Source organism: Halalkalibacterium ligniniphilum (genome assembly GCF_000334155.1).
GTDB lineage: Bacteria > Bacillota > Bacilli > Bacillales > Bacillaceae_D > Halalkalibacterium > Halalkalibacterium ligniniphilum.
This window is the reverse complement of the sequence record NZ_ANNK01000091.1, coordinates 112,612-130,030: the sequence shown is the minus strand read 5'-3', so window position 1 is coordinate 130,030 and position 17,419 is coordinate 112,612. Positions and strand designations below refer to the sequence as shown.

Annotated in this window: 16 protein-coding genes and 4 pseudogenes; 4 read left to right on the top strand and 16 right to left on the bottom strand. The window is 37.3% G+C overall.

What is annotated here, in order from left to right:
• Positions 1–419 precede the first annotated feature (419 nt).
• The 11 genes and pseudogenes from BLT_RS24460 to BLT_RS0110855 form a co-directional block, all read right to left on the bottom strand.
• Positions 420–772, bottom strand: a pseudogene (locus tag BLT_RS24460) (pyridoxal-phosphate dependent enzyme); the annotation flags it as partial.
• Positions 772–855, bottom strand: a pseudogene (locus BLT_RS24455) (PAS domain-containing protein); the annotation flags it as partial. The pseudogenes BLT_RS24460 and BLT_RS24455, both read right to left, overlap by 1 nt.
• Positions 856–1,130: 275 nt before the next feature.
• A complete protein-coding gene (rodA, locus tag BLT_RS0110890) occupies positions 1,131–2,321 on the bottom strand; it encodes a rod shape-determining protein RodA (protein WP_026105078.1) in 1,191 nt (396 codons plus the stop codon).
• A 222-nt stretch (positions 2,322–2,543) separates the two neighbouring features.
• The gene (gene ftsW, locus BLT_RS0110885) at positions 2,544–3,692 is read right to left on the bottom strand and encodes a putative lipid II flippase FtsW (protein ID WP_017727825.1); all 1,149 of its coding nucleotides are present in this window, start codon (positions 3,690–3,692) and stop codon (positions 2,544–2,546) included.
• Positions 3,693–4,211: 519 nt separating this feature from the next.
• Positions 4,212–4,564 (bottom strand): annotated as a pseudogene (locus BLT_RS24450) (pyridoxal-phosphate dependent enzyme); the annotation flags it as partial.
• Positions 4,564–4,647 (bottom strand): annotated as a pseudogene (locus BLT_RS24445) (PAS domain-containing protein); the annotation flags it as partial. The pseudogenes BLT_RS24450 and BLT_RS24445, both read right to left, overlap by 1 nt.
• Positions 4,648–4,710: 63 nt before the next feature.
• Positions 4,711–5,184 (bottom strand): hypothetical protein, encoded by a 474-nt coding sequence (locus BLT_RS0110875; protein ID WP_017727823.1) that lies wholly within the window; start codon positions 5,182–5,184, stop codon positions 4,711–4,713.
• Position 5,185: 1 nt separating this feature from the next.
• Positions 5,186–5,395, bottom strand: a complete 210-nt coding sequence (locus BLT_RS0110870) for a helix-turn-helix transcriptional regulator (RefSeq protein ID WP_017727822.1) — start codon at positions 5,393–5,395, stop codon at positions 5,186–5,188.
• Between the two features lie 250 nt (positions 5,396–5,645).
• Positions 5,646–6,065, bottom strand: a complete 420-nt coding sequence (locus tag BLT_RS0110865; RefSeq protein WP_017727821.1) for a hypothetical protein — start codon at positions 6,063–6,065, stop codon at positions 5,646–5,648.
• A gap of 78 nt (positions 6,066–6,143) precedes the next feature.
• Positions 6,144–6,578 (bottom strand): hypothetical protein, encoded by a 435-nt coding sequence (locus tag BLT_RS0110860; RefSeq protein ID WP_017727820.1) that lies wholly within the window; start codon positions 6,576–6,578, stop codon positions 6,144–6,146.
• Positions 6,579–6,779: 201 nt separating this feature from the next.
• A complete protein-coding gene (locus BLT_RS0110855; protein ID WP_017727819.1) occupies positions 6,780–7,169 on the bottom strand; it encodes a DUF3221 domain-containing protein in 390 nt (129 codons plus the stop codon).
• A gap of 338 nt (positions 7,170–7,507) precedes the next feature.
• Between BLT_RS0110855 and BLT_RS0110850 the strand changes: the two genes are divergently transcribed.
• The 4 genes from BLT_RS0110850 to katG all read left to right on the top strand — a co-directional run bounded on the left by BLT_RS0110850 (position 7,508) and on the right by katG (position 12,833).
• Entirely contained in the window at positions 7,508–7,939 is a 432-nt protein-coding gene (locus BLT_RS0110850; RefSeq protein WP_017727818.1) for a Chromate resistance protein ChrB, read from the top strand.
• A complete protein-coding gene (locus tag BLT_RS0110845; RefSeq protein WP_017727817.1) occupies positions 7,936–8,358 on the top strand; it encodes a chromate resistance protein ChrB domain-containing protein in 423 nt (140 codons plus the stop codon). Before BLT_RS0110850 ends, BLT_RS0110845 begins: the two co-directional genes overlap by 4 nt.
• A gap of 12 nt (positions 8,359–8,370) precedes the next feature.
• Entirely contained in the window at positions 8,371–9,498 is a 1,128-nt protein-coding gene (chrA, locus tag BLT_RS0110840; RefSeq protein WP_017727816.1) for a chromate efflux transporter, read from the top strand.
• A gap of 1,115 nt (positions 9,499–10,613) precedes the next feature.
• The gene (gene katG, locus BLT_RS0110835) at positions 10,614–12,833 is read left to right on the top strand and encodes a catalase/peroxidase HPI (RefSeq protein WP_026105075.1); all 2,220 of its coding nucleotides are present in this window, start codon (positions 10,614–10,616) and stop codon (positions 12,831–12,833) included.
• A 467-nt stretch (positions 12,834–13,300) separates the two neighbouring features.
• On the opposite strand, the gene BLT_RS0110830 is transcribed toward katG, so the two are convergent.
• From BLT_RS0110830 to BLT_RS0110810, 5 genes are all read right to left on the bottom strand, one after another.
• Entirely contained in the window at positions 13,301–13,885 is a 585-nt protein-coding gene (locus tag BLT_RS0110830) for a YdhK family protein (RefSeq protein WP_017727814.1), read from the bottom strand.
• Between the two features lie 724 nt (positions 13,886–14,609).
• Complete coding sequence (locus BLT_RS0110820; RefSeq protein ID WP_017727813.1) at positions 14,610–15,164, bottom strand: class I SAM-dependent methyltransferase; 555 nt, start codon at positions 15,162–15,164, stop codon at positions 14,610–14,612.
• 167 nt (positions 15,165–15,331) lie between these two features.
• The gene (locus tag BLT_RS24840; protein ID WP_338035658.1) at positions 15,332–15,529 is read right to left on the bottom strand and encodes a M15 family metallopeptidase; all 198 of its coding nucleotides are present in this window, start codon (positions 15,527–15,529) and stop codon (positions 15,332–15,334) included.
• Positions 15,498–15,716, bottom strand: coding sequence for a D-alanyl-D-alanine carboxypeptidase family protein (locus BLT_RS24835; protein WP_017727812.1), 219 nt, complete (start codon positions 15,714–15,716; stop codon positions 15,498–15,500). The genes BLT_RS24840 and BLT_RS24835 overlap by 32 nt, the downstream gene beginning before the upstream one ends.
• A gap of 231 nt (positions 15,717–15,947) precedes the next feature.
• On the bottom strand, positions 15,948–17,237 hold the full coding sequence (locus tag BLT_RS0110810) for a ferric reductase-like transmembrane domain-containing protein (protein WP_017727811.1): 1,290 nt from the start codon (positions 17,235–17,237) through the stop codon (positions 15,948–15,950).
• Positions 17,238–17,419: the final 182 nt, after the last annotated feature.

Sequence of the window (17,419 nt, the reverse complement as noted above, 5' to 3'; positions counted from 1 at the left end):
GACTTTCGTTGGCACTTGTTGTCAAAATTTTTTGACTATGACAAAAAAGACAGCAGCACTGTGATATTTTGCAAAAATAGACCAATGAAAATATAATTATTTATAATTCAAAGACTAAATATTGTCAATGGAAATTTTATTATTCAGCTGGGCAAAAAGATGTAATCAATTAAGTTTTAGTTATGTTAACAGATATGTAGAGAAAATTTATAAGTGTAATGTTGAAAGAGGTCAAAGTTATACTGATTAATAAATGTGATTAATTAGATGAATAAATTCTGTTATTCATTGTTGTAAGTGCCAAATAGCTAACCTAAGAAGGAAGAAATTTATCTAAATTAGATACACTTTAGCAGAAATTTCATTTTGTCTCACTATCTAAAGTATACTTAATAATTGAGATGATTCGCAGCTTGATCTTAATTGATTCCGATAATATATATTATGTAAACTAACTTTTTTTCTCCGTAATTCGGGGCTTTATCCCCTTTAGTTCTTATATTTACTGCTGATGTCACTTCCACATAAAATCCTTTCTCACTCAGTTTAGCACGTGCACTCAGAATCTCATCTTCTTCAATATCAATAAACGTACCATTGGTATTTAAATTTGTTTGGAACGCGCTGGTGCAGCAATAGCTATCCTTTCCGCTAAAGTACCTCTATTGATAACAGGTTGTGCTGATTCTTCCCCAGTTTGGTAAGCTTTCACAAGAGGCGCACAGTTTACCGCTTGAATGGCAAAGATTTTCGGTATTTTATCAATTAATCCACATGGTTATTTACTGTAAACATTACAGATGCTTGAGGGTTCGTCAAATCATGAATAACGACTTCACAAAATTGGCTATTCATATGCGCCCCACCCCTAAGTTAAATCAGCAACATTTATGCGCTCTAACATAAAAACAATCCTTTCTATAGATTTTTATGAAGAGAGTAAAAGTAACTAATCATTTGAACAACTGGCAGGAGTAATAGAATAATAATTGGGTAATATGGAATGATGTCTTGAATTATTGGATAAACAATCAGCAAACCAGCTACTATTGGCGCAGTAAACCACACCTGTATGTCTTTTCTACAAAAAAAGACTTACAGGCCCGCTGGTGTAATAGAAAGCTTCATATTTATGAAATTTCCTCGGATTGGAACATGTAATGCTTTGTCCGCATATTCACGTTCAGAACAATTCCTACAGCAATCATGTTTGTTAATAACGCTGTACCTCCATAACTTATAAATGGAAGGGGAAGACCTGTAACTGGCATGATTCCGACCGTCATACCGATGTTTTGAAACACTTGAAAAACGAGAAAACCAATTACTCCAGATACCAAATAAGTTCCGAAGAGATTGTTGCAGCTTAGAGCGATGAGAACCATGCGATAAAACATGAGAAAGAATGTAACAAGTAAAACCGTAGCGCCGATAAACCCGAACTCTTCGGCAATCACTGTGAAAATAAAATCAGTATGAAGTTCAGGAACGTTTCCGCTCTGCGATTGAATACTTTGCAAATACCCAGTACCATAAAGCTGACCTGCACCAATTCCCATCATCGCTTGCACCGTTTGATAGCTAAAACCACTTGCATATTTTTCAGGGTCTAACCATCCGTAAATTCGTTCAAGCTGATGGGGCTCAATCATATAGGTTGAAAAGAAGGCAAAATGATAATTATGCATATATACCATAAAGGCAAGACCTAACACGACTAGCATCACCAAAAACCCGATAATACGCCAAGAAATTCCTGAAACGAGAATCATCGTAGCAATCACGCTGCCGATAACAAGGGCGGTACCCAAATCTGGCTGTTTTAAAATGAAGAAAAACGGAGGAAGACCGACAGCCAAAATTTTTAGTAACAAGGTAATGTCGGAACGGATACTAGGATCTCTTCTATCATTTGTTAGACGAGAGAGTAAATGAGCTAGTGAGATAATAACGACAATTTTTAGCAATTCAGAAGGCTGAAACGATATCACCCCTCCAATTTCAATCCATTGCTGGGCACCGTTACGAATGGCTCCGAATAAATCAACCCAAATGAGAAGGATGATTCCTAGAATGTACAATGGGATCGATAGGTTCTTAAAAATCTCAAAATCAATCATCATAACTCCAATCATAAAGACGATCCCTACTGCAAACCAGATGAGCTGACGCTCTGCAAAAAAGCCACGATTTGTCTCAATATCAACGTATTGATTCGTGGTTCCACTATAAATGGCAAGCAAGCTAATACACATTAGTAAAAACACCAAAAACAAGAGAGTATAATCTAACTGCTGAAAAGGTGACTTTTGTTGGTTCATTTGACATTTCCTTTCACACGCTGGTTCTTTCAACAAAATGCATTCTAAGTTAGAGTATGCCCCTAGACGCCTTTGGTCATGAACCTCTGTAAGTGTTTTGATGTAAATCCAATCGTTTTTTAAGCAAGCTAATTTTTTTACTAGCAAAGAACCCACCTAAGAGAAAATAGGGAGGGTTCTTTATAAATCGTCAATTTTGAATAGATGTTTATAAGATGAGAATTAAGAAGCTTGTAGTTTAGCTTCATCTCGTAACTGGGCTTTTCTTAGTCGTTTTGTATGCTTTGATATATTTGCAAGAATTCCGATTGAAATCATCGTTACAAGTAATGATGAGCCGCCACTGCTGACGAGAGGGAGCGGGATCCCTGTGATAGGTAGCAACCCCGTCACTGCGCCGACGTTAAAAATAACTTGAATGGAAATTTGAAAAACAATACCGAATGCTAACAAACTTCCGAAAAGGTCTTTGCACCGTGTACCAATGGCTACCCCTTTAAATAAAATCAGTCCATAGGACACTAAAACGAAGCTTACTCCCAAAATACCTAATTCCTCCGCTATGATGGCCAAAATAAAATCAGTATGAGGTTCAGGCAAATATAAGAGCTTCTGAACACTATGTCCAAGTCCAACACCTGATAAGCCGCCATGAGCAATCGCAATATAAGACTGGATTAACTGAAGCCCTGTATCATAAGGGTCTGAAAATGGGTCCAGAAAAGAAGTAAGCCGCTGTAACCTGTATGCAGCTGACGTAGCAAACACAATAAACAAAGAAATGCCGACAATTCCTAAGCCAATCAAATGCCGCCATTTTGCTCCTGAAAAGAACACGATAAAAAAAGTTGTGATCAAAATTGCCATTGCCGTTCCTAGGTCAGGCTGAAGCATAATTAACGTAAAAATAACCCCTACTACAACGAGGGGAGGCATAACACCTTTTATAAATTGGTCAATATAGCTTTGCTTCTGAGAATAGACAGAGGCTAAATAAATAATAATACCAATCTTGACGAATTCAGCAGGCTGAATGGTAAATGGACCAATCCCAATCCATGACTGAGCACCTCCACCAGTCACTCCAATGCCTGGAATTAGAACTAAAATTAATGAAAAAAAGCAGCCTATCAAAATGAACGGGATAAGCTTTTTATAATGTCTGTATGAAAAGTGCATAAAGAACAAAAACGCAATGATAGAAATAGTAAGCCATAAGGATTGTCTTTGTAAATAATGGTACATATTACCAATTTCATCTAGTGCTAATACATAACTAGAGCTGAACACCATCACGAGTCCGAAGCTCGTGAGTAGGAGTGTTGTAGTGATAAGCAGCCAATCATGATCTTTTAAAAATGAATAATTCACTGGATTCCCTCAATTCAACGGGCTTATCAAAGACGTGTCATGATCTAAAACAGCGATTTCGCTTGGATTATTATATCAGAGGAATAATCACAGAAAAAGAGACTTTCGTTGGCACTTGTTGTCAAAATTTTTTGACTATGACAAAAAAGACAGCAGCACTGTGATATTTTGCAAAAATAGACCAATGAAAATATAATTATTTATAATTCAAAGACTAAATATTGTCAATGGAAATTTTATTATTCAGCTGGGCAAAAAGATGTAATCAATTAAGTTTTAGTTATGTTAACAGATATGTAGAGAAAATTTATAAGTGTAATGTTGAAAGAGGTCAAAGTTATACTGATTAATAAATGTGATTAATTAGATGAATAAATTCTGTTATTCATTGTTGTAAGTGCCAAATAGCTAACCTAAGAAGGAAGAAATTTATCTAAATTAGATACACTTTAGCAGAAATTTCATTTTGTCTCACTATCTAAAGTATACTTAATAATTGAGATGATTCGCAGCTTGATCTTAATTGATTCCGATAATATATATTATGTAAACTAACTTTTTTTCTCCGTAATTCGGGGCTTTATCCCCTTTAGTTCTTATATTTACTGCTGATGTCACTTCCACATAAAATCCTTTCTCACTCAGTTTAGCACGTGCACTCAGAATCTCATCTTCTTCAATATCAATAAACGTACCATTGGTATTTAAATTTGTTTGGAACGCGCTGGTGCAGCAATAGCTATCCTTTCCGCTAAAGTACCTCTATTGATAACAGGTTGTGCTGATTCTTCCCCAGTTTGGTAAGCTTTCACAAGAGGCGCACAGTTTACCGCTTGAATGGCAAAGATTTTCGGTATTTTATCAATTAATCCACATGGTTATTTACTGTAAACATTACAGATGCTTGAGGGTTCGTCAAATCATGAATAACGACTTCACAAAATTGGCTATTCATATGCGCCCCACCCCTAAGTTAAATCAGCAACATTTATGCGCTCTAACATAAAAACAATCCTTTCTATAGATTTTTATGAAGAGAGTAAAAGTAACTAATCATTTGAACAACTGGCAGGAGTAATAGAATAATAATTGGGTAATATGGAATGATGTCTTGAATTATTGGATAAACAATCAGCAAACCAGCTACTATTGGCGCAGTAAACCACATAGTAATATATGCGCTTCTGCATGCTTTTGCTGTTATCAATTGTTCCCTTTCGTCTGATTCTTCAAATTCAGTCGGAAGCATGAATGCCTTCCACATGCTCTTGTGCTTTCTTTTCCCTTTAACAAATAAATAGACCGAGACTGGTGTGCAAATCACAAAAAATAGTAATAGGGGTAACAAGTTTACTGAAATTTCCCATGGTGGTTCAGGATCATTCATAATATCAGCAAATTGCATTTGAGCACCGTAAAGCGCTACAAGTGCCCATCCGAATAAAATTACAGCTATGATATTTAAGATTGCTGATAGAAATATTTTTTTCATTCTACTCCACTCCTTCCCTTAACCAAAAAACATCTTCCATTTTTAAGCGAAACACTTCACAAATCTTTAACGCTAATAAAAGTGATGGTGTGTAATCTCCTTTTTCGATTGCTGCAATTGTTTGTCGTGTTACCCCTACTTGCTCAGCCAGCATTGCCTGGGTAAGGTCAAATCTTGCCCGTAGCTCTCTCACACGATTTTGAATTTCCATTTAGCCACCTTCCAATACTTTCTACATTGAAATTGTAAGGTATACTTAACATAATGTAAAGCCTATTTAACATATTAATTGAAAAAACAGTACATTTTTTTGGAAGAAAATTGTACCGGTCCATTAATTCAAATTCCCAAAACTTTTACAAGAAGTTCCGCCACAATCGTGGCCCTTTACATAAAGAAAGAACACAATTCATTCTGTAGAATTGCGCCCGATTGTGGAATATCGAAAATATATTATCACCTTATCTATTTTTAGATTTTATAAACTGTATTTGATACTCCTTTTGCTCAATAAATTTCTGTTTTTGTTCATCAGTCACGTATTTTTTATCTTGTTGAAGAAAGGCAACATTTATTATAGTCATATCTGTATAATTTATCGATTCCATTGCATTTTTAAGATAAATTTTCCATCTTAGGTTTAAGTCAATATTTTTTTCATGATCAGCATCAAAAGTATTATTAATATAAAGTTCTTCATCAAGGCTTAAATATAGTTCAGCAATAATATCCAATAATAAGAAGATTCTTGTATTATTATCTCTTAAAGCTTCTGAGTCCTCAATGTTATCTAAAAGATGTAAAGTTCTGTTTCTATTAAACTCCTTTTTCACACCTTCTTCTGAAGCATTAAATCTTAGATAAAATACTTCTCTAATCATAAAATCAAAATATTTAATTTGATTACTAATCCACTTTTGGAAATTGATATTAGAATTACGTTCATTATTTTTTTTGTTTTAATACTTGACTAGGTTTTTTTCAAAAATATATATGCTAAAGTCACCTTTTTTATTTATTGATTCAATCTCATTAGACTTCTCCTTAGACCATTTTCTTAATATTGCTTCTACAACTGGCACCAAACTCAAATAGGAGCAAATGTAATTTCCTATCATCAAATCATAGGTTGCACTTTCAATTATTTTCATGAAGTCATTAAATATTTTTGTTGGCTTAAATCTATATTCAATCTGATAGGCTCTTTGCCATGGATTTTTTACCATCCTTAATATTTCTCCATTTAACCCTCCCCAAGCTGGATCTGGATTTTCTAAGCTAGCTAACAATTCTTGTATCCTCTTGCCTGAAACACAAGGGTAAGGAGGAATAGTGAGCAATTTTTCATTTAGATGTTTATCTACTTTCTCATAAGTTTCCCATAAGTTTCCCATAAGTTCATGTAATCACCTCAAAAATAATTATGCCATACTTGTATACGCTAAAATATAATCACTAAAAATTACTTATTTAGGATGCAAAATAATCATTTATTAACTCCGAAAATATATTGTTTCATAAAAACGGCCCTTTAATGAAAACGAGCGCTGATCTTTAGTACAGAATCGCGCCCGTTTGCTGAAGAAGTATTATTTTCACTTATCTTCTACTTTAACTGTATGTTCCTCATAACTGTCTGTGTTTTTCAATATAATTGACCATTCATCTTTATCGGCATCATATGAAATGGATTGGGCAGTTAAAATTTCATTTTCAAACTTATTCTTAGATAATGCTCTATTTAAGGCTTCAGTGTTGGAAAGTGTTGCACCTTCAGGAGTAGAGTTTGGCATAACTTCTAATTTTCCAACAGCCGCATGACTTGGATATGATGTTTCCACTCCTCCTTCAAACCATATCTTCACTTGTTCTCCTACCTTAACATCATTAAGTGATTTACTTACCCATACAGCATCATAAAGTAGGACTTCCATAAAATGTTCTATTGAAATTATCGTCAGTTTTAATTGCACTTTCACTTTCATTCTCATTCTCGTTTTCTTTCGACTTGTTCTTAAAATAGAAATAACCTAATAATGTCCAAAGTGCAGCAGCACATAAAAATAAAAGTATTATTATTCCCCCCTCCTTACTTATGTCTGAAGACCTCAAAAAGACGTTTTCTTAAATACGTTGAATTTGTTATGTAGGTTTCACCTTATTGAATAAACCTGCTTCGTTAGTCGAACAAGGAAAGCGATGCTTCGAATCTTCAAGCATCGCTCCCTTTACTTAAAGAACAACAAATGTAAAACCCCTATATAAATGTTATTAAAATTAAAGTATAATGTAACCATGGTTACATAAATAAAGGGGTGAAATATTGATTAGTTGGCTAAACCTCACTTATAAAATGCCTAGAAATCCCAGTTCTCCAAGGGTAAAAGTCTGGAGAAAGCTAAAAAGTTTAGGGGCTTTTCATTTACATGATGCTATATGGCTTTTACCTAATAATGCTTATACATATGAACAATTCCAATGGTTAACTGTTGAGATTAAGGATTTAGGTGGAGAAGCAACTATGTGGGAATCACAACTTCTCTTTGGATTGTCTGAAAAAGAAATAAGTCAGTTATTTATTAATCAAATCAATGAGAGTTATATTGAACTACTAAATCAACTCGATGGAGAAAACATTGATTTGGTTTCTATGTCAAAAAAATACCAACGGATAAAAAGAATTGATTATTTCAAGTCCCCGTTGGAATTAAAAGTACGCGAAAAAATTATACAACGAAGGAGTGAGTTGAAATGAAGTGGGTTACATGGGAAAACATTGGAGTGGACCGTATGGCTTGTTGTTGGTTAATTAAAAAGTATATTGATCAAGAAGCTGAATTTATTTTTATCCCTGAAGGCGAACAAGAAATTCCTGATGATACAAGGGGATTTGATATTCCAGGGGCAGAGTTTTCTCACAGAAATGGGCAATGTTCATTTTATTCTTTAATAGAAGATTACAGCTTAGAAGATACCGTCCTGAAAAAAATTGCCCAAATTGTAGATGAAGCAGATACGGTACAAGAAGTTTTTTTAGAGCCTGTTGCACCAGGTCTTGATTTTATTTGTGATGGAATCAGCCTAAATAGTAACGATGATTATGAGGCTTTAGACAATGGATTTATAATTTATGAAGCTTTATACGCAATGATAAAAAGAAATATTAATTTATAATGGGGGAAAAAAGTGGAGAAACCTAGTTTATGGAACATTTTTTGGACCTATATCCTTATTGGATTACAGGGATGGGGTGGTCCTACTGCACAAATAGAAGTCATACATGAACACGCGGTAGAAAAGAAAAAATGGATTGATAATGAAAGATTTCGAGATGCCTTTGCTGTATGTGGGATGTTACCAGGACCAGAGGCAGCTGAACTTTGTATGTATATTGGATATAGACAACGAGGTTATTTAGGTGGTTTTTTAGCAGGACTGGGATTTATGTTGCCTAACTACATATTAATCACCATTTTAGCTTGGGCTTACTTTCAATTTGCTGCTACTTCGGATATTGCACAAGGACTACTATATGGTGTTAAGCCAGCGATGGTTGCGATTGTTTTATTTAGTCTTTATCGAATAGCAAACAAGTTTGGGGTATTACAAGACGGAAAGAAAATTTTTATTACACTTTTCATGTTAACTTTAACTTTTATTACTCAACTTGACTTAATCCTTTTGCTATTGGTAATGGGATTAGTATATATGATGCTGGTTCGTTCTTTTAAATATAAAGCATTTAGCGTTAACAGTCTTCCGTTTTTAGCAGTCGCCTCAGTAGGGACAGATTCAGTACTGACTAGCCTTTCCCTATTGTTCTTAAAAATTGGTACCCTTAGCTTCGGAGGAGCTTATACTGTTTTAGCGTTGTTACAATTTGAAGCTGTTGATAACTATGGTTGGCTAACAACCGAACAATATATTGATGGCTTGGCTATTAATGAATTAACACCTGGTCCATTAATTATGGTTGCGGCATTTGTGGGATTTGCAGCATATGGCTTTTGGGGAGCAACACTAGCAACCTTTTTTGTCTTTTCACCTGCCTTTTTAGTGGTGCTGTTAGGCGCTCCTTATTTCGATAAGATTAGAGAAAATGAGAAGCTGAAACTTTACTTAGCTGGAGTTAGTGCAGCTGTTGTTGGTCTTATCGCTAGTTTTCTAATACGGCTATCTTTAGAAGTCTTTATTGATTGGGGAAGTATTGTTATTGCTATCATAATGCTTGGTCTATTGTTTAAATTCAAATGGCAAATCTGGCAAGTATTCCTTTTAGCATTAGCTTTAGGGACTTTATTAATCTTCTTATAACTAATAAAAAAATCTGTCCCGTAGGGAGCGGATTTTTTTATCCGTTCTATGGTGAAGAAGATTCTATCCTGTTTATTTTGCCTAATGGAACCTTCTTCACCATATTTTTATATTGACTTCCCTCTTCTTTAAATAATAAGCACTACAAATGAGTCAAAAAAACAATAACATCATTGTATTGATATACACACTCTGCATATTATTAACCGTTATGTAATTGGAATTACTTCAAAAAAAATTGAAGTAAAACCGAGGACATAAAAAAACCTTAATTTATCAAGGTTTTTTTGTTTTAATGTCATCATAATTATTTCAACGGACATATAACAATCGTTGTTAGGAACTTCAAACGCTTGGGTTCCTCAAAATTTACAAAATATCTGATTTCTGAACGATAATTATTATCCTTCTGTAGATGAACGTGAAAACTTACTTGATAACGACTTCATAATTGAGATTAAGACACTTATAATTGAAAATAAAATGTATCTTTTGGCATCTAATTTGTGCAAAAAAAATCCATTTGCCAACTTTTTCCCCTTTTGAAATACTTTACTATACTCATATACTCAATCTATTCTAAATTGACTTTCAGCATTTAGTAAGGATAATTGTTCTTCTTCTTTTGTATCCTTACTATTTGACATATCCTTTTTGGAATATCTCCTTAGCTTAGTGTTCAGATGGAAATGATTTGTACTTGGCTCCTTTTACTTCAATTACTTATTTTTTGCATTCATCCTATGTTTTCATTAAACCTATTTATTTTATTCCACTGTTTAATAAAAGAATATGAAAAGTTGCTTAAAAAAGCTTATCCCACTCGCTATTCTCAAAAAAGATCTCTTCAGTTGATGGTCTACTAATGACGTTGTAGATGTACACTAATGGTTTTTTCAATTTGAGACCGGAAAATGTTCTTTTTAGATAAGATAGAATCATTTACTGATAACTCTACGTTATTTTCCACAACTTTGTTTATTATTCTTTCAATTTAAGTAATAGTTTATTATAATGATTACATAAGAATAATTATTGTTATCTACTTCGTAAGTTTCTTACGACTAGATGCGTAATTATTTACTATTAAATTTACACAGAAAGGGAGAAAACAAATGGAAACTAAGAACAATGCTAACACTGGAAAGTGCCCGTTTAATCACGGCAGCGCTACTAGTCCCCACTCTAGTGGTACGTCAAATCGAGACTGGTGGCCGAACCAACTGAACTTGAATATTTTACATCAGCATGACAGAAAATCTAACCCTATGGGAGAAGACTATGATTATGCAGAAGAATTTAAAAAGCTAGACTATCATGCTCTTAAGCAGGATCTTCTCGATCTTATGACAGACAGTCAAGATTGGTGGCCTGCGGACTATGGACATTATGGTCCATTCTTTATCCGTATGGCTTGGCACTCCGCTGGTACTTATCGTATAGGTGACGGCCGTGGCGGTGCTGGATCTGGCACACAGCGTTTTGCTCCACTTAACAGCTGGCCTGACAACGGCAACCTTGATAAAGCCCGTCGACTACTATGGCCGATTAAGCAAAAATATGGAAACAAGATTTCTTGGGCAGACTTGATCGTTCTAGCAGGTAATGTTGCGATTGAATCAATGGGCGGCAAGACATTTGGTTTTGGCGCAGGGCGTGAAGACGTTTGGCATCCAGAGGAAGACATTTACTGGGGTACTGAAACGGAATGGCTAGGTGATAACCGTTACACAGGTGATAGAGAGCTTGAGAATCCACTTGCTGCTGTTCAGATGGGTCTTATCTATGTTAATCCAGAAGGTCCAAACGGTAATCCAGATCCGCTTGCAAGTGCTCGCGATATCCGCGAAACCTTTGCACGTATGGGAATGAACGATGAAGAAACCGTTGCACTAGTGGCTGGTGGCCATACTTTTGGTAAGGCACACGGTGCAGGAGATGCTGCTCTTGTTGGACCAGAGCCAGAGGCTGCACCTATCGAAGCACAAGGTTTAGGCTGGCTAAGCAAACACGGCAGCGGCAAAGGCCGTGACACAATTACGAGCGGTATTGAAGGTGCTTGGACTGCTAATCCGACCCAGTGGGATAATGGTTTCTTTGATCTACTGTTTGGATATGAATGGGAGCTTACAAAGAGCCCTGCAGGCGCACATCAATGGACTCCTGTAAACCCTGCTGAGAAGGATCTTGCACCAGATGCAGAAGATGCATCCGTCCGTGTTCCGACAATGATGACCACTGCGGATATGGCATTGCGTATGGATCCAGAATACGAAAAGATTTCTCGTCGTTTCCATGAGAATCCTGAAGAATTTGCAGAAGTATTTGCTCGTGCATGGTTCAAATTACTTCACCGTGATATGGGTCCTAAATCAAGATATCTAGGCCCAGAAGTTCCAGAAGAAGATCTTATCTGGCAAGATCCTGTACCATCTGTTGATTATGAATTAACAGATGCAGAAATTGCAGAGCTTAAAGCAAAGATCTTAGACTCTGGACTTACAGTCAGCGAGCTAGTCACAACGGCTTGGGCTTCAGCTAGTACGTTCCGTGGTTCAGATAAGCGTGGCGGTGCGAACGGTGCCCGCATCCGTCTTGCTCCACAGAAGGATTGGGAAGTGAATCAGCCGGAGCAACTTGCAAAAGTCCTTTCTGTCCTAGAAGGTATTCAAAATCAATTAGATAAAAAAGTTAGCATCGCCGATTTAATTGTACTAGGTGGTAGTGCCGCAGTAGAAAAAGCTGCACAAGATGCAGGCTTTGATGTAACGGTTCCGTTTGCTCCTGGACGTGGTGATGCGACACAAGAGCAAACGGATATAGAAGGCTTTGCGGTACTAGAGCCTATCGCAGATGGTTTCCGCAACTATCAGAAGAAGGAGTACAGTGTAAGTGCAGAAGAGCTCCTAGTAGATAAAGCACAGCTACTAAACCTTACTGCACCTGAAATGACTGTACTTATTGGCGGCATGCGTGTTCTAGGTACAAACTACGGTGCCACACAACACGGCGTCTTCACGGAACGTGTAGGTACACTCACAAATGACTTCTTTGTTAACTTGCTTGACATGGGAGTAGAGTGGAAGCCTGTAGACGGAGGCGTATATGAGGGACGTGACCGCAAGACAGGTGAAGTCGTGCGTACAGCAACTAGAGTTGACCTAGTGTTCGGTTCAAACTCCATTCTACGTGCCATTGCAGAAGTTTATGCTCAAGACGATAACAAAGGCAAGTTTGTAAATGACTTTATCGCTGCCTGGGTCAAGGTAATGAATGCAGATCGTTTTGACCTTAAGCAGCCTGATCTTAAGAAAGCTCAACTAACAGGCAATTAAGTGTAAGAGGTAACCGCCGTCAGTTTATCGACGGCGGTTTTTCCTTGCGGGAGAAAAGCAACAATGAATCAAAAACATGGATATTAGGATCGCGATTATTACGTGATTATATTTTGAACGCTAACATACGAGGATAGACTCCTTATTCATTCGAATCAAGGCTGGCACTATCACTGAAACATTTAAGGCAAAATTAAAAGGCATGAGCCCGGTTTAATACCGAGCTCATGCCCAACAAGCCGCCTACCGAAATAAACTGTCTTTACGTAATGAGGTCACTTCGGCTTTAGGAGACTTTTTATATCGTTACTTACGAAGGGCAATGCGGAATATCAGGGTCTAGCGTTTTTGGCATAACTCCACTATCCCCTACTAGATATAACTCTTAAGCTGAATAAAAATGCGTATTCTGCGTAATTATAGTTTGTATTACTCATCAAAATAGAGTTATGGTGAACATCTTAACCTTACTCAAAAGGAGCTAGCTCACTTTCTGTTACCCATTTATGATTTTTCACTTCTTCACCATTTGTAGTTAGTTTAAAATCAATCATATATACAGTCGTTTCTTCAGCAGAATCAATTTCAACAGCTGCACCTTCCATCCCGGCCATATGGGATGCGTTTGTTGTCACTTCGGTACCAGGTTCTAATGGCTCTTCACCTGCATCGACAATTTCCTCGTGTATTATCCATTTATGGTTTTCTACTCTTTCACCGCCAGTTGTCGGTGTATAAGAAATGGCATAGGCTATCGTATCATAAGCACCGACAATTGTTGCTTCGGCACCTTCCATCCCGGCCATATGACCATCTTTGATAAGCACTTTACTTCCAACTTTATAGGTTGGGAGTTCTGCTGTTTCTAACCCTTCAGGAACTTCACCTGAACTGGAATGGTCCATATCAGAGTGATCCATTTCTGTACTCTCCTCATTTTCAACATCCATATCCATTCCTTCATGTGGATTTGAATCATCACTGGAACAAGCAATTAACGCTGAAATTGTGAGCAAAGAAACGATGCCCATTATCATTTTTTGTTTTTTCATCTAAATCCTCCTCTTTCTCTTTTCTGTTTAACTATAACCAGAAAATTTGTAGAAATTATGAAGAAATCGCTACTCCCTTACTGTTCAATTTAAATTCACAATTGCTACCTTTTTAAAGTATAAACATTTCGTTGGGTTTTTACTCAGAGAATCTATAAATATTGATATATCAACGGTTTTAGCCGCTGTTGGAGTGTCGAAAAAATATTTTTCGACACGGTGTTTAACAGTATTTTTATAATATATGAAACTATACCAATCTATGGGTACGCTACGCGGTCGCTTATAAATGGTAAGTAGTGCTAAGAAGTTATACGATGCACTAGGGATCTCTGCGTAGCTTATGATGACGTACCCTCCCATGTCTCTGGGCATCAGTGTGCCTACATTCCTTCGTTCGGTCTAGTCATAAGGCAGAGGCTAGCGAAGCTTCTTTAGGGACTCGAGGTCAAATGGTGAAAAATTCCATGTAATACTTTTAATACTCAGCCTTCTAAATCCAAAGACAACATGCTCGTCAACGAAATACCCCGAATCATCAGAACCACGATGAACAATCGGCTTCATCATATCAACAATCTTGCCTTTCTTTCTTTCAACTTCCGTGTCCCGTTCCTAATGAATAGTCCATGAGATCATTATCGTCCAGATAGCGACAATCAAAAGATGTTTTAAGTAAAATCGAAAAAATCTGCTTCCAAAGGACATTTAGAAATTTAAAAGATTAAGCTTTCTTTTCACATACAAAGACAAAAGCAGGAGGAATATTCAATGGAACAACTTTAATCGTGGTGCTTTCGAAAAAATCGTTCATGTAGGGTAATAGAAATGGCGTATATTGAAACGCGATGAATTTTCCCCCTGGCTTGAGGATGAAATAAATTTGGTCAAGTAAATCGACCCGTTCACCTTTTTTGAAATTGAGAAGAGGCAAGCCTGAGAACACACAGTCAATCTGATTCGCCATGTGACTTAAGCAAGTCCCCAATTCAAAAGCATCGTCAAAAAGAGTGATGTCACCACTATATTTGCTTAATGATTGCCGTAAATCATCGTTTTGTTCAAACACGAGCAAAGGTTTGTGAAATTGGGCTGCTGCCACAATGGCTCCAGTAAGTACACCTGTGCCACCGCCTAACTCAACTACCTTTGAATCTTTCTTTAAATCAGCTTGATTCAGCATACATTGAACAAGATATTTTGAGCTTGGAATGATACTACCAACCGATTTTGGGGAGTCTAAAAAGCTTTTCAAGAACATTTTTTTTTCATTTAACATCTCTCAACCTCTTAACCTATTTTTTTATTTAAGAGGATTATTTCATACTAGTTTGTTTAAAGTGTGGAGTTTTCTTTCTTTCCCTTATTTATTTTCACTCCATTTACTTACAATTGGATAATTGATGACAAAGCGCTAGTATTTTATATTCACCATTTACGATAACTCTAGTGAAACCCTAAATATTGTTCTAACGTCACGCCCTTCTTAGAGATCCTTAGAGCTGCTTCTCTTCCCACATACCGGAGATGCCAAGGCTCGGATTGATAGCCTGTCATCTCTTCCTTCCCGTCTGGATATCGAATGATAAAACCAAACGATGTGGCATTCTCGTTAATCCATTGACCCTTCCTTCGTCTGTCCAAAAGCTGTGCTTAATTGGAAATTCACACTTGGACTGGTCACATCCATCGCTAACCCTGTCTGATGTTCACTTTGCCCCGCTCTCGCACTCACTTGATTCGCTTTTTCCTCCCCACTTCTTTCCGCATTAAATGCAAAAATCGCTTCTTGACGATTATGATTGAATGAGTAACTAAAGGAACATATCATAAGTGCTTGACAAAAAGGTCTTCCAAGTAGATTTTGAGAGACCCTTTCAAAATTTCCATGTAATTAAACAAGAAGATTTAATGACTATGTCGTTAGATCAGATGTAAAGGCAACAAGTAGCTAGGTAAATAAGCTTTTCTGTATCCAACGTCAATTAAACCTCATCATGAGTATGCTTGGAGCTGTTACTGTCAACAATGGTTTTATAGAATCTCCTATTTATACTGTGAGTTATGGTGCTATCGACACCGGCTCCGCATCCTCAGGAATTTCAAAAGCCTCGTCGGCAATAGATTCTTCCACGCTATGAATAGTGACTTGTAACTCTCCTTCCGGAAGTTGGATTTGGTGCTTTCCTGTCCCATACTGCGCCGCCCAAACTCCTAGTTCCATGGCTACCTCCAAAACCCCAATATCTTCCGGTTCTACATTTTCAATCTTAGACCAAATAAGCTCTAAGTCAGCGTCTTCTTCTGCAGTATACAAAGTCCTCTCGCTGTATCGGTAAATCTGGTGAGAGACCAGCTCCCCTGTGATTTCAGTCGTTTGGCGAAAGTACGGTGCGATGTCCAGATCCCTTGCCCAAAAGTGGGTATCCTGGTCTCCAGCTTGAATCACCATCTTATAGCTTTGCGCATAATTCTGTGGAGGCTGTATTTGTTCGGCAAACGTGGGCGGTTCTTTTATGACTCGGTTGTCAAAATAAGCTACCGTTCCCAACATAAGCGCCATAGGCATGACAAATGTTACAGCTATGCCGGTCACCGCAGCTACCTGAAATAGGCTATTCTTTTGTCTATGACTTCTCCGTTGAAGAACAGTTTTAGCGTAAGCAGCCGCCTGAAGCAAGACAGCAAAAACCCCCATCCCAAGAAAAATATACAAGAACCAGATCGGAGGATAGAATCTCCAGTCAGGGGGTGTAGCTTGGAAGAAATAGAACAGGTATAGTGTGCCGCGAAGCATAGCAATATAGAAAATGACATGAACTAATGTGTTGTGGAGCCATTTCCACGAAGATGTACCGAGAAACTTCACCGCTTTGTCAAAGGAAGTCACGGCGAGTAAGATGATCATAGGGGCCATTACAAGTCCCATCATATTCATGATGCCAACCTCCGGCCTAAAGAGAACATAACCGCCCAGATCTTCCATATAACCAAACCCGAATAGCGTTGCCACATCCCAACGCGCCCAGCGATCCCAGATAGCATAACCGTGTCCTAACGATAGCACCGCGAACCATATTCCAAGCTCCCGCCTCCAGGAGATAAACCGTTTAATGGGGTGCCAGAGCCTGGCAGCTGTAGATAAAATAAGAGCGAGAAACAGAAGAACAAATGCGGCATGTGCCCACGCTCGCCAGTAGGGATGGTCAGCCTCCCAGTCAGGCCACAAGGCAGGTTCAACTCCCCAAGCCGAATACGATAAGTAAAACAAATAGACAAGTAGGGCGGAAAATATCGCTATGCACAGATGGCGCAGACAAATGACCTTTTTGCTTTTTATTCCTTGTATCATATGTTCATCTCCCTTTGTTAGTAATATAAGTTTCTGCTTAAAAGCCAAGAAATCTTTTTATAACACTGACAGCTTGTTCTATGTACTCATGACCATCCACTTAATGGCCTTTTATTGCTACGAACAGAAAACCTTCTTTTATATTAGAAGAATTGTCAGTGATTCTGTCCACTTCTTCATGG

Coding starts and splice junctions, on each gene's coding strand:
- rodA (WP_026105078.1), bottom strand. CDS start 2,321: ATGAACCAACAAAAGTCACCTTTTCAGCAGTTAGATTATACTCTCTTG.
- BLT_RS0110875 (WP_017727823.1), bottom strand. CDS start 5,184: ATGAAAAAAATATTTCTATCAGCAATCTTAAATATCATAGCTGTAATT.
- BLT_RS0110870 (WP_017727822.1), bottom strand. CDS start 5,395: ATGGAAATTCAAAATCGTGTGAGAGAGCTACGGGCAAGATTTGACCTT.
- BLT_RS0110865 (WP_017727821.1), bottom strand. CDS start 6,065: ATGATTAGAGAAGTATTTTATCTAAGATTTAATGCTTCAGAAGAAGGT.
- BLT_RS0110860 (WP_017727820.1), bottom strand. CDS start 6,578: ATGGGAAACTTATGGGAAACTTATGAGAAAGTAGATAAACATCTAAAT.
- BLT_RS0110855 (WP_017727819.1), bottom strand. CDS start 7,169: ATGAAAGTGAAAGTGCAATTAAAACTGACGATAATTTCAATAGAACAT.
- BLT_RS0110845 (WP_017727817.1), top strand. CDS start 7,936: ATGAAGTGGGTTACATGGGAAAACATTGGAGTGGACCGTATGGCTTGT.
- katG (WP_026105075.1), top strand. CDS start 10,614: ATGGAAACTAAGAACAATGCTAACACTGGAAAGTGCCCGTTTAATCAC.
- BLT_RS0110830 (WP_017727814.1), bottom strand. CDS start 13,885: ATGAAAAAACAAAAAATGATAATGGGCATCGTTTCTTTGCTCACAATT.
- BLT_RS0110820 (WP_017727813.1), bottom strand. CDS start 15,164: ATGTTAAATGAAAAAAAAATGTTCTTGAAAAGCTTTTTAGACTCCCCA.
- BLT_RS24835 (WP_017727812.1), bottom strand. CDS start 15,716: ATGATATGTTCCTTTAGTTACTCATTCAATCATAATCGTCAAGAAGCG.
- BLT_RS0110810 (WP_017727811.1), bottom strand. CDS start 17,237: ATGATACAAGGAATAAAAAGCAAAAAGGTCATTTGTCTGCGCCATCTG.